The sequence below is a fragment of the Rhodococcus sp. ACPA1 genome, assembly GCF_002300195.1.
Classification (GTDB): domain Bacteria; phylum Actinomycetota; class Actinomycetes; order Mycobacteriales; family Mycobacteriaceae; genus Rhodococcus_F; species Rhodococcus_F opacus.
Genome location: NZ_NSDX01000006.1, coordinates 231,900 through 244,174, shown reverse-complemented (window position 1 = coordinate 244,174; position 12,275 = coordinate 231,900). Strand labels below are relative to the sequence as shown.

General features: G+C 66.5%; 11 protein-coding genes. 1 reads left to right on the top strand and 10 read right to left on the bottom strand.

What is annotated here, in order from left to right; all coding sequences use genetic code 11:
• Positions 1 to 19: 19 nt before the first annotated feature.
• The 8 genes from CJ177_RS30530 to CJ177_RS30495 all read right to left on the bottom strand — a co-directional run bounded on the left by CJ177_RS30530 (position 20) and on the right by CJ177_RS30495 (position 8,773).
• Entirely contained in the window at positions 20 to 1,183 is a 1,164-nt protein-coding gene (locus tag CJ177_RS30530; protein ID WP_095869324.1) for an acetyl-CoA C-acyltransferase, read from the bottom strand.
• A gap of 30 nt (positions 1,184 to 1,213) precedes the next feature.
• Positions 1,214 to 1,993: a crotonase/enoyl-CoA hydratase family protein gene (locus tag CJ177_RS30525; RefSeq protein WP_061045486.1), complete on the bottom strand. Its 780-nt coding sequence runs from the start codon at positions 1,991 to 1,993 to the stop codon at positions 1,214 to 1,216.
• A complete protein-coding gene (locus CJ177_RS30520; RefSeq protein WP_025432782.1) occupies positions 1,990 to 2,754 on the bottom strand; it encodes an SDR family NAD(P)-dependent oxidoreductase in 765 nt (254 codons plus the stop codon). The genes CJ177_RS30525 and CJ177_RS30520 overlap by 4 nt, the downstream gene beginning before the upstream one ends.
• An 83-nt stretch (positions 2,755 to 2,837) precedes the next feature.
• Positions 2,838 to 3,986 carry an acyl-CoA dehydrogenase family protein gene (locus tag CJ177_RS30515; RefSeq protein ID WP_061045488.1) on the bottom strand — a complete coding sequence of 383 codons (1,149 nt, stop codon included), beginning with the start codon at positions 3,984 to 3,986 and terminating at the stop codon, positions 2,838 to 2,840.
• A 50-nt stretch (positions 3,987 to 4,036) separates the two neighbouring features.
• Positions 4,037 to 5,227 (bottom strand): CaiB/BaiF CoA-transferase family protein, encoded by a 1,191-nt coding sequence (locus tag CJ177_RS30510; RefSeq protein WP_005242725.1) that lies wholly within the window; start codon positions 5,225 to 5,227, stop codon positions 4,037 to 4,039.
• Positions 5,224 to 6,546, bottom strand: a complete 1,323-nt coding sequence (locus CJ177_RS30505) for an MFS transporter (RefSeq protein ID WP_005242727.1) — start codon at positions 6,544 to 6,546, stop codon at positions 5,224 to 5,226. The genes CJ177_RS30510 and CJ177_RS30505 overlap by 4 nt, the downstream gene beginning before the upstream one ends.
• Before the next feature lie 190 nt (positions 6,547 to 6,736).
• Positions 6,737 to 7,738 (bottom strand): LysR family transcriptional regulator, encoded by a 1,002-nt coding sequence (locus CJ177_RS30500; protein ID WP_005242729.1) that lies wholly within the window; start codon positions 7,736 to 7,738, stop codon positions 6,737 to 6,739.
• Positions 7,739 to 7,840: 102 nt separating this feature from the next.
• Positions 7,841 to 8,773 carry a LysR family transcriptional regulator gene (locus tag CJ177_RS30495; RefSeq protein ID WP_095869323.1) on the bottom strand — a complete coding sequence of 311 codons (933 nt, stop codon included), beginning with the start codon at positions 8,771 to 8,773 and terminating at the stop codon, positions 7,841 to 7,843.
• 100 nt (positions 8,774 to 8,873) lie between these two features.
• Here CJ177_RS30495 and CJ177_RS30490 point away from each other — a divergent pair, with 100 nt between their 5' ends.
• Positions 8,874 to 9,986 (top strand): YeiH family protein, encoded by a 1,113-nt coding sequence (locus CJ177_RS30490; protein ID WP_257014736.1) that lies wholly within the window; start codon positions 8,874 to 8,876, stop codon positions 9,984 to 9,986.
• Positions 9,987 to 10,414: 428 nt separating this feature from the next.
• On the opposite strand, the gene CJ177_RS30485 is transcribed toward CJ177_RS30490, so the two are convergent.
• Together CJ177_RS30485 and CJ177_RS30480 are read right to left on the bottom strand one after the other, a co-directional pair.
• Positions 10,415 to 11,404: an ABC transporter substrate-binding protein gene (locus CJ177_RS30485; protein ID WP_095869322.1), complete on the bottom strand. Its 990-nt coding sequence runs from the start codon at positions 11,402 to 11,404 to the stop codon at positions 10,415 to 10,417.
• A gap of 46 nt (positions 11,405 to 11,450) precedes the next feature.
• Positions 11,451 to 12,266 (bottom strand): ABC transporter ATP-binding protein, encoded by an 816-nt coding sequence (locus CJ177_RS30480; protein ID WP_257014735.1) that lies wholly within the window; start codon positions 12,264 to 12,266, stop codon positions 11,451 to 11,453.
• Positions 12,267 to 12,275 lie beyond the last annotated feature (9 nt).

Here is a 12,275-nt window from a genome sequence, read left to right as displayed (position 1 = left end):
GCCGCGCTCGAACCGAGCCTCAATTTGCGACGGCGAGGTTTTCGTAGATGGTGGCGTTGGCCATTCCGCCGCCCTCGCACATCGTCTGCAGCCCGTAGCGGACTCCGTTGGCGCGCATGTGATGCACGAGGGTGGTGGCCAGGCGGGCCCCGGATCCGCCGAGCGGGTGACCGAGCGCGATCGCACCGCCGAGCGTGTTCACCCGGTCTTCAGAAGCCCCGGTCGCCCGTAGCCATGCGCCCACCACACTGGCGAACGCCTCGTTGACCTCGAATGCTCCGATGTCGTCGAGCGTCAGGCCGGCCCGCTCGAGTACCCGCGCGGTGGCGGGGATCGGACCGGCCAGCATCGTGACGGGGTCGTCACCGACCACCGTCGCAGTGTGCACCCGGGCGATCGGGGTCAGCCCCAACTCCCGGGCCCGCTCGCCGGACATCACCAGCAGCGCAGCCGCACCGTCCGAAATCTGCGAAGCGTTGCCCGCGGTGATGCGGCCGTCCTCGGGGAAGATCGGGTCCAGTTGGCCCAGCTTCTCGAGGGTCGAGGCCCGGCGGATTCCCTCGTCGGACTCGAGCTTGGTCCCGTCCGGGAGGGTCACGGGCACGATCTCGCCGGTGAAGCGCCCCTCGTCGAGGGCCTGCGCGGCCCGCTGGTGCGAGCGCAGGCTGTACTCGTCGAGCCAGGTGCGGGTCAGCTCGTACTTGGTGGCGAGGGACTCGGCACCCCGAATCTGGTTGAATTCGATTCCGCCGTAACGCTGCTTGATCGCGTCGCTGTTCGCGTCACCGAGGCCGACGCGTCGCGCCGATCCCATCGGGATCCGGGTCATCGACTCGACACCACCGGCGACCGCGATGTCGTACTGGCCGGAGATCACGCCCGCGGCGGCGAAATGCAATGCCTGCTGGCTCGAGCCGCACTGACGCTCGATCGTGGTGCCCGGCACCGACTCCGGCCAGTTGGCGGCGAGGACGGCATTGCGGGCGATGTTTCCGGCCTGCTCGCCGACCTGGCCGACACAGCCCCACACGACGTCGTCGACCACACCGGCCTCGAGGCCCGCCCGGTCGAGCAGTGCGTTCAGGATGGTCGCGGACAGATCGACGGGGTGGACCTCCGCCAGGCCGCCCTTGCGGCGCCCGACGGGGCTCCGGACGGCTTCGACGATGACTGCATCACGCATAGTTGTTCCTATTCTGTCGATTCTCGGTGATCACGTCGCGGTCCAGACCGGGGCGCGGCGTTCTGTGAATGCGGTGGCGCCCTCTCGGGCGTCGTTGGAGTCGAACACCGGCATCACGATCTGCCGTGTTCGCTCGAAGTGCTCCGCAGCCGGCCAGGCGGAGGACTCGTCGATGACCCGCTTGCTGGCCTGGACCGCGAGCGGACCGTTGGCGGCGATCTCCTCGGCGAACTCGATCGCGGTCGCCAGCACCGCGCCCTCCGGCGCGAGCCGGTTGACCAGGCCGAGCGGGTGCAGCTGCGCGGCGGTCATGGTCTTGCCGGTGAGCACCATCTCCAGCGCGATTGCCCGGGGCAGTCGGGCGGGCAGCCGGGTCAGCCCGCCGGCCGCGGCGACCAGGCCGCGCCGGACCTCGGGCAGGCCGAACGTCGCGGTCGGCGCGGCGACGACGAGGTCAGCGGCCAGCACGATCTCGAAGCCGCCGGCGAGCGCAGGCCCGTCGACTGCAGCGATGAGGGGTTTGGCTGGTGTTGCCTCGACAAGTCCGGCGAACCCTCGACCCGCGACCCGTGGGCTCTCGCCCCGTAGGAACGCCTTGAGATCCATTCCCGCGCAGAAGTACCCGCCGGCTCCGGTGAGAATGCCGACCCTCAGCTCCGGATCGGTGTCGAGCAGGTCGACCGCCGCGGCGACTGCCTGCGCGACCTCCCGGTCGACCGCGTTACGCGCGGCGGGGCGGTTGAGTGTGATGACCAGCACCGGCCCCACCCGTTCGGTCACTACGACCGGTGCGGGTGCCTCTTCGGTCACCGCGGTGCCATCCGGATCGCGCCGTCGAGGCGGATCGTCTCGCCGTTGAGCATGCCGTTCTCGATGATGTGCGCGGCAAGACCGGCGAACTCGGATGGCTCGCCGAGCCGCTGCGGGTGCGGGACCGAGGCGGCCAGCGCATCACGGATATCGTCGCGTGCGCTCAGTAGGAGGGGCGTCGCGAAGACGCCGGGTGCGATAGTGCACACCCTGATCCCGACGCCGGCGAGATCGCGGGCAGCGGGCAGGGTCATCCCGACGACGCCGGCTTTGGAGGTCGCATAGTTGATCTGCCCGATCTGTCCCTCGTAGGCAGCGACGGAGGCGGTCAATACGCACACGCCGCGGTCGCCGTCGAGCGGCTCGTTCGCGGCCATAGCCTCGGCCGCAAATCGCAGCACATTGAAGGTGCCGATCACGTTGAGCCTGATCACCGTCTCGAACGGCTCGAGCTCGGCGGCCTTGCCGTCCTTGGTGAGGACGCGCATGGGCCTACCGCGGCCGGCGCAGTGCACGACCGCCCGAACCGGGCCGCGCTCGGCGGCTGCCGTGAAAGCCGCGGCGACTGCGTCCCCGTCGGTCACGTCCGTCGGCACGAACCGTGCTGCCGCGCCCAGCGCCTCGGCCTGCTCGGCCCCGGACGAGCTGGGGAGGTCGAGCAGGGTGACGGTGGCGCCGGCCTCGACCAGGCGGGTTGCGGTGGCCAGTCCGAGTCCGGATGCGCCGCCGGTGACGACGGCGTTGATGTCCTTGATCTGCATGTCGATGGTCTTTCGAGGTTGTCCGGGCGCGTGGCGTCCCGGGATGGGAACGGGGTGTGGCCCGACGGGGCGGGATGGGATGCCTACAGACCCATCGACTTCGAGATGACGCTCTTCATGACCTCGCTGGTGCCACCGAAGATTCGGGTGACCCGGGCGTCTGCGTACAGCCGCGCGATCGGGTACTCGCTCATGTAGCCGTAGCCGCCGTGCACCTGCAGGCACTTGTCGATGACACGGGCCTGCATCTCGGTGCAGAACAGCTTCACCTTGGCCGCGTCGGCGGGGGTGAGGGTGCCGGCGTCCAGCGCGATCAGCGCCTGGTCGACCAGCGCCTGCCCGGCCTGCAGTTCGGTCGCGCACTCGGCGAGCACGAACTTGGTGTTCTGGAAGTCGGCGAGCGGCTTGCCGAAGACCAGGCGTTCCTTGGCGTAGTCGATGGCGAGGTTCACGGCGGCGGTTGCGGTGGCCAGACCGGTGATCGCGATCGACAGCCGCTCCTGCGGCAGGTTGTGGGCGAGCATGCCGAACGCCTTGCCCTCCTCACCGAGCAGGTTCCGCGCCGGCACGCGGACGTTGTCGAACGTCAACTCGGCGGTGTCGGACGACTTCATGCCGATCTTGTGCAGGTTGCGACCGCGGAGGAAGCCGGGCATGTCGCCCTCGACGACCAGCAGCGACAAACCCTTGCGACGGTTCTCGGGATCCTTCGAGGTGCGCGCCACCACGATCACCAGGTCGGCGTTGATGCCGCCGGTGATGAAGGTCTTGTTGCCGTTGAGGATGTAGTCGTCACCGTCGCGGACGGCGGTGGTGGTGACGCCGGCCAGGTCGGAACCGATGCCGGGCTCGGTCATGGCGATCGCGCTGACCAGGCCACCGTCGGCGAAGCCGGAGAACCAGCGGTCGCGCTGCTCCTCGTTGGCGTACTCGAGGAAGTACGGCAGCACGGTGTTCAGGTGCACCTGAAACCCGCCGAGCGATGCTGCGGCGTAACCGATTTCCTCGTAGACGACGGTGTTGAACAGGAAACTGTCGATGCCGCCGCCGCCGTACTGCTCGGGTACCTGCAGGCCGTTGATGCCGATCTCCGCCGTCTTCTTGTAGAAGTCGCGGGGGATGGAACCGGCGGCCTCCCAGTCGGGCAGGTTCGGGGTGATCTCCTTGGCGATGAACTGGCGGACAGAGTCGCGGAAGGCGTCGTGGTCTTCGGTGAAGATGCTGCGCTGCATGGTGTTTCCTTTGTCGAAAAGTGTGGATGGCGGCAGGTTGGTGCCGGTGCCTAGCGGACGCCGACGACCTTGTCGGCGACCAACGCGTCGACCGTGGCGGCGGGGTAGCCGAGTTCGGCGAGCAGTTCGGCGGTGTGCTGGCCGAGGTCCGGGTCGCCGTCGGTGGAGATCTTGGGCATGCTGCCCAGGTGCCAGGGCGATCCGAGGGCGGTGTTCGGTACTCCGTCCACGCCGCTGACCTCGAGGAACAACCCGGACGCTTCCACGTCCGCACTCCGGATGGCCTCGGGGTAGGTGTTGATCTTGCCCGCGACAACGCCGTTGGTGGTCAGTAGTTCCATGGCCTCGTCGCTCGTCATCGTCGAGAATGCGCTTCGCAGTTCGACGAGCATCGCCTTCCGGTTCGCCACCCGCAGGGTGTTGTTCGCGAACCGCGGGTCCTCGGCGACGTCGGGGCGCCCGATAAGGCGGCACAGGCGGGTGAAGTGCACATCCGAGTAGGCGGACAGGACCAGGCTGCCGTCCTTGGTCGTCATCACGTCCGCGGCGGGGGCGATGCTGGGCTGCCCGTTGCCCTTGCGGACGGGCTCCTCGCCGGTGATCAGGTACTGGCCCCAGTTCGTGCCCTGCAGGTGGATCGCGACCTCGAGCAGCGACACCTCGACCGTGTCACCCGCGCCCGTGCGGAGGCGGCGCACATAGGCCGCAAGGATCGCCTGGGCACAGACGTAACCGGAAGCGGCGTCGACGATCTGGGCCCCGACCTTCTGCGGCTCGCTGTCGGTCTCGCCGGTGACCCACATCATCCCGCTCTCGGCTTGCGCCGCGATGTCGAGCCCGGGCCGGTACTTCGACGGTCCGTGCAGGCCGAATCCGCTGACGGTGGCGTAAACCATCCAGGGGTGAGCCTCGAGGACATCCTCGGCGCCCAGTCCGAACGACTCCATGACGCCCGGGCGCAGGTTCTGCACCACGATGTCGGCGCTCGCGATCAGTTTTCGAGCGATCTCCTGCGCCTGAGGGTCCTTCAGGTCCAGCGCAATTGCACGCTTGCCGCGGTTGTAGTTCTGGAGCATGGCCTCGCCGGCCGGGCCGATGCCGCGGGCGGACTCGCCGTGCAGCGGCTCGACCTTGATCACGTCGGCGCCGAGGTCGACCAGGATCTGGGTCGCGGCCGGCGCCGCGATGAACTGTCCGAAGTCGACGACGCGAACGCCGTCCAGGGGCTTGTCGATGATCATGCTGTCTCCTCGACACTGCGGCGGATGCGGGCGATGTCGCGGTCGGGGTTGACCAGGAACACTGCGATGATGCTGCCGACGACCATCAGCGCGCCGCTCATCAGGAAGCCGCTGGCGTAGCCGGAGATCTTGTCGGCGGCACCGCCGACGGTGAAGCCGAGCACGAGCGGCGCGATCATGCCGGAGATGCTCGACACCGCGCTGAGTCCACCGAGGACCATGCCGCGCTTCTTCGACTGCACGACGTCCGCAATGGCCGACAGTGCAACACCGAATGCGGCCGTGTTCAGCGAGAAGGCCAGGGAGACGAGCAGGATCTGCACCGGGCCCTGCGGCAGCACGGTGAAGCCCATCATTGCGGCACCGGCGCCGCCGATCAGCACGGCCGAGAGGTAACCACGGGCGATCTTTCGGGAGACCCCGCGAGCGATGAGGCGGCTGGAGAACCAACCGGCGGCGATCGCGCCTGCCGCGGCGAAACCGTAGGGAAGCATCACCAGTCGGCCGGTGGTGATCGTGTCGTAGCCGAGTCCGTCCTGGAGGTACACCGGGAGCCAGGCCACCTTCAGCGTGGTGGACCAGTACGAGCAGAACATCAGCAGCGCGATGCCGAGCACGGTGCCGGTGCGAAGAATCGTCTTGTACGGGGCATCGACGGTGTCGACGACGATCGTGGTTGCGGGCTTCGCGGCCGCAGTGTTGTCCTCGGGGGCGCCGCGGCCGAAGATCATCCAGGCCACCGCCCAGACCAGACCCATCACGATGAGGATGTAGAACGCGGCGTGCCAGTCCCAGCGGACGATGATCCAGGTCAGCAGAGGTGCGGCGATGAGAGTGCCGATCGACGCGCCGGCGGTGACGAATCCACTCGGCATCGCACGCTTCTCGGGCGTGAACCAGGAGTGCACGGCGTGATTGGCCAGCGCGTACGCGGGGCCCTCGGCGAAGCCGAGCACGATCCGGCAGGCGACCAGCACACTGAAGCTGACGGTGCCGAGCAGCGGGGCCATGGTCGCCACCCACGTCAGCATCAGGCCGGCCATCAGCCAGCGGAGGCTCACCTTGGAGGACAACCAGCCGAAGAACAGGGCACCGACGGCGAACAGCCAGAAGAAGCTGCTCTGGATGACGCCGAACTCCTGCGGGCTGAGGCCCAGGTCGTGCTGGATCTGCACACCGGCGAACGCGATGACTGACTTGTCCGCGTGGTTGATGAGCATGAAGACGACCAGGAGGCCGACGACGATCCAGGCGCGTCGCATCGGCGCCGATCTGGTGTGTCCGGCCGACGTGGCCGTCGGCGATGATGTCTGGGTCATTGGTCCTCTTCGTGGAACGAAACGTCGCGGTGACGTGCGTGGCGTGAACCGGTCCGGATGAATTCCTCGGGCGACCGCCCAGGTGATCGAGCCGGATTCCGCCGCAGCGGTGTGATCAGGTACACACCATTGAAGACGCGAGAATCGATCAGGTCAAAGACCAGAAAAGTAGGAAAAGTACTGCAATTACCTATGAGTCGATGCTTCTTGCGATGTCCTCGCGTAGACGGCGGTCGGACTCCGCCCGCGTCAGCCTGGCAGCGTCCACAAGGGACGCACCGGACTTCATGTGCGCGCCGATGGATGCGGCGAACTCCTCGAAGGACGCGCGCGCGCCCGCCAGGAACTGCGTGGACGCCTCGGTAATCCGGCCGGGCCGGCGGACCACACCCATACGGCGGGTGAGACGCGGCGACAGTTCACGCACCACCCCGCCACGAAGTATTGCGTCGAGTCCACTGCGCAAGGCGACGATCGACACCCCGCCGCCGGCGAGGACGATCGGAAGCACGGCGCCACGCTGACGCACCTCCACCGCAACGTCGGGTTCGACGCCGTGCAACCGCAGCGAGCGGTCGATGAAATCCCGGGTTGCCGTTCCCCTTTCGCCCATCACGAACGGAACACGAGTCAGTTCCTCGATGGGCACCGGATCCGGCCACCGTGCGTCGGTGCCGGGCGGACACACCAGCACGAGCTGCTGGTCGATCAGCTCCTCCCCGACGAGCCCCTCGGTCGGGAGCGGCAAAGCAAGGACACCCAGCTCACAAGCCCCCGACCGGACCAAAGACACGACGTCGGCAATCTCGTCGCGCTCCTCGATGTGGAACCGCACATCTGGGTACTGCAGGCGGAACTTGGCAACCCATACCGACAGCGGATCCGAGGACAGGTCCGACAGCGAGGCGATGTCGATCCGGCCGCCGCGCATCGCCCCGACATCGCGCACGGCGTTCTCGGCCGATTCCACCTCGCGCAGGATCGCGCGCGCGGGACCGACCAGCGCCTCGCCGGCCGGGGAGAGTACGAGGCCTCGGCCGACGCGATGGAACAACTCGACACCGAGGTCCTTCTCGAGCTTGCGGACCACCTGAGACAACGAGGGCTGCGCGACGTGCAACTGGGCCGCGGCGCGCGTGACCCCGCCACAGTCGACGACGGCGAGGAAGTACTCCATCTGACGCAGGTCCATGCTTCGAATCTAGAGGTAGTGGCAGCGCGGCGACGCAAAGTGTGGCACTCGGCCTGGGGCGGACGGTTCGGTGACAGGACTCCAGGATGCCGGCGTCGTGAGCTACTCCTGGTCAGACGGACGGTTCCGAGGGTGGGGACGGTGCGCGGCAAGGGCGAGGAAATCACCGACGGAGCCGCGTATGCGGGTACCACTTCGCCAAATGGCGTGCAGCGATCGGGTCAGGTCCAGGCCGGCCAGCGGGACCTCGATCAACCGCCCGTCACGCAGTTCCTGCCGCACGGTCAACTCGCTGAGTACGGCGGCGTACTCGCCCGCGCTGACCGCCACCTTCACTGCTGTATTCGAATGCAGCTCGATCGCTGGGGGCGACATCGACGCGCCGACGGCTCGCTGCAGCGTTTCCCGGGTTCCGGAGCCACCCTCACGCGAAGCGAGCGGCAGCGTGTCCAGCTCGTGAGCAGACAGCGGCCGACGGCAGCACGCCAGCCGATGCTGGGGTGAGACGACCAACACGAGGCGGTCTCTGGCCACCGGGAGGCTTCGCAGATCGCTGGGAACGTCCGGTGATTCGATGAACCCCAGGTCAATCTCACGCGCGCGCAGTGCCGCGATCACACCTTGCGAGTTGGCAACGCGCAGCTGCACTCGAGGCCAATCTCCACGTCGGCGAAACTCGGCCAGCCATGTCGGGACGAGATACTCCGCCACAGTCAGACTCGCCCCGATACTCACGTTGTCGGTCGCCCGCGTCGTCAATGCTCTGGCTCCGATCACCAAGGTGTCCGCGGCGTCCACTACGCCGCGAGACCAGTCGGTGACCATTCGGCCGTGCGCGGTCAGCTCCGCACCCCGGCTGCGGCGATCGACGAGTTCCAGCCCCAGCTGCCCTTCCAATACCTTGATTCGCCTACTCGCCGACGGCTGACTGATGTGTTCCGCGCGGGCAGCTGCGGAGATGCTGCCGAGATCAGCGACCAAGACAAGCATGCGCAGTGACTCGAGATCAATTGCCGGACGAAATCCTTCAGACACAATCGCACCTCACACACATCGATAGCCATAGCGGATTGCTATAGGCCTGCAGGAAATTGGTGGCTACCGCACGACGCAAACGATCGTGAAAGTACTTGATATGAACCGAATTATCACAACCACTCGCCGCGCCGGACCGGACGGAACCGCCACCAAGTCGAACTCGGTGTGGTCCTCGGTCGCAACTGGATCGATATCGCGCGCACCAGGTCTGTCGCTCGCGGTCGCAATTGCGGTCGTGGCGACCATTGTCGGCAGAATGTTTCCACTCATCGGCGGTCCGGTCACCGGCATCGTTCTCGGCGTACTGATCGCGACCCTGATCAAACCCGGCGACCGACTGAAACCCGGAATCAAGACGTCGAGCAAATTCCTTCTGCAGGTTTCGGTCGTCATCCTCGGATCTCAACTGTCGCTCACCCAGGTGGTGCGTGTCGGATTCGATTCCCTGCCAGTCATGGTCGGCACACTCGCCATCTGCCTGATCGCCGCCTACTTCATCGGCCGATGGATGGGAGTGATCGGCGACCTGCGCACCCTGATCGGGGTGGGCACCGGCATCTGCGGGGGGTCGGCGATCGCAGCGGTCACTCCCGTCATCGGAGCGGCCGAGGTAGCGGTCACCTACGCCATCTCGACCGTCTTTCTCTTCAATATCGCCGCAGTACTCGCGTTTCCGGTGATCGGCCACGCACTGGGTATGAGTCAACACAGCTTCGGCCTGTTCGCCGGGACCGCGGTCAACGACATGTCCTCGGTCGTGGCCGTATCCACGACCTACGGCGCCGAATCCGCGAACTACGCGGTAGTGGTCAAACTCGCTCGTACGCTGTTGATCATCCCGATCTGCCTCGGTCTCGCAGCCATGGTGGAGCGCAAGACCCGCGCCGATGCCCGTCGCACGGTCGATGGGACGGCGGCAGCATCGACTGCGACACGGGTTCGAGTGCACCGGCTGGTGCCGTGGTTTCTCATCGGATTCCTGCTCGCCGCAGCCGCAAACAGCGCAGGACTGATTCCCGCGGGAGCCCATCACGGACTCAGCGCGACCTCCCTCTTCCTGATCACCGTGGCACTCTCCGCAATCGGCCTGTCCACCGATCTTCCCGGGCTGCGCCGCACCGGTCCCCGGCCAGTGATCCTCGGCGCCACCCTGTGGGTGATCGTTTCCCTCGCCTCCCTCGGCCTCCAGCTCGCTACGGGGACGCTGTAGCCCTCCCGCCACAGGCGTTGGACGAACACCACACGCGATTGGTTCACGAGAATCATTCCACCGCACTATCATTCCATTCTCCAGTTGACATGATCATCTCGAATCCTGACGCGATCGCTCAGCGGTCGCGTCAGGATTCGATGCTCGACGGCGGGATGGGCTCAGCTATGTCAGCCCTCGGAGGAACCGGTGTCATTGCCATGTGCAGAGTCCGACTGGACGCCGGGCTGCACCGGGGTCTCCGCCAATGGTGCGCCCGTGGGGTTCGTCCCGACGTGGACACGGTGGGACGAACCACCCGTGCCGGACCGCTGCGCTTTACGCAGAAACACCAGGGGCGGAGGCGGGCGTCGAATCACCCACCTCCGCCCCTGCCACCGACGTCGCCAGATACCTATCCCCTCGCGCGTGCGGCATCATATTGGTTTTCAACCGCATTCAGGCATGACGGCTTCCTCGAAGGGAATACCCGAACTCCCCTCGCCGAGGATCCAGTCGACGTTGGACTTCCACGTCGCTTCATTGATCGTCGGACTCCAGGAGAGGTGTGTCTTGTCCCAGATCCGCCCGGCGCTCTCCGTCGGAATCTGCAGCAGTGTTGCCAGGGACTGCGTGCCAGACCCGCGGTTGGTATCGTCCGCGATCCAGTCGGCGGCCTTGTTCATCGCCGTGCAGAATTTGTCGATCGCGTCCGGGTTCTGCTGCGCAAACTCCTCGGTCGTCGTCCAGAACGTCTGCAATCCGACGTCGCCCAACTCGCCGGCGGTTCCGTCGAACGGGCTTGCCAGAGTGCGGAACTCGATTCCGTGATCCTCCATCGTGACCACGGTCGAGGTCGACCCCACCGTTGCGTCGACCTTCTTGTTGCGCACCGCCGGCTCCATCGTCGCACCGGACCCGACCGCAACGTAGGTGACGCTGTCCGGATCCACACCGCTACTGGAAAGGACCGTGCGGGCGAACCTCTCCGAGGCACTCCCGCGTTGAACGACTCCGATCTGCTTTCCACGCAACGACTTGACATCTGCGATCCCGCTGTCGGCAGGAGTCACGAGTGACATGTCGATGTGCCCGAACGGTGGTATGGCGGTGATGTGCTGGCCCTGATTCATCGCTCCCATGACATTCTCGGGAGTTCCGATCGCGATCTGGGTCGTGTTTCCGATCAGGGCCGACGTCAGCTGCGGCCCCGAGGTCGCGGTGACGGTTTCGACCTGGAGGCCGGCACCCTGGAAGAAGCCCTGTTCCTGAGCGATCGTGTAGGGGAAGCTCAGCGAGTTGCTCTCCATGCTGCCGATCGTGATCGAGGTAAGACCGTTCTCCGACGTGGGGGCGGTGTTGGCGGTGCCACACGCGACCATTGAGGTGAGCAGGGCCAGTGCCCCTGCGATTGTGATGGCGGAACGTTTGTCGAGCATCTGAGGGTTCTCCTGCTTGTCGGGACGCTTGATTGCCGAGGTCGATTCAGTGCAGTCGTTCGCGCAGACGTTCGTATATCGCCTGGTACTGCGGGTCGGCGGACACCGTCGAGAGCTCTCGTGGCCGTGGGATGTCCACCTGTACGTCGTCGAGGATCTTCCCCTCCCCCATCAGCACGATCCGGTCGGCCAGGGCCACCGCCTCGCCCAGATCGTGGGTGACGAAGATGACGGTGCGGTGCTCTTCGCGCTGCCACAGCTCGAGAAATTCCTTCTGCACCGACATCCGGGTATTGACGTCGAGTGCGGCGAACGGTTCGTCCATCAACAGAACGTCCGGGTCGAGCGCCCAGGTTCGTGCCAGTGCGACGCGTTGCCGCATTCCCTGGGACAGTTGCCAGGGCCACAGGTGCCCAGCTTCCTCGAGGTGGACCGCCTGCAGCCACCGCCGTCCCAGCGCCTTGCGGTCGGCCCGGCCCACCCCCCGCAACTCGAGCCCGTACTCGACATTGCGCACCGCGCTGCGCCACGGCAGCAGGGCATCGCGTGCCAGCATGAATCCGAGGTGCGACCGCGCCTCCCGGGGAGGCTTTCCCATAACCGACACCGATCCCGCGGCGGGGTCGACCAGTCCGGCCGCCATGTTCAGCAAGGTCGTCTTGCCGCACCCGCTTCGCCCGACGATCGCGGTGAATTCGCCGGCCGGGATGTGTAGGTCGATCCCGGACAACACGGTCCGAATCCCACCCTGCGGAGCCGGATAGGTCACGTCCACGCCGTCGAACACGATCGCGTCCCTGCCCGGATTCGCGGCCGAGCCGCCTCCGGGCAAACCTGCTGCGTGCTGTGCGGTAGAAATCATGGTCATCTC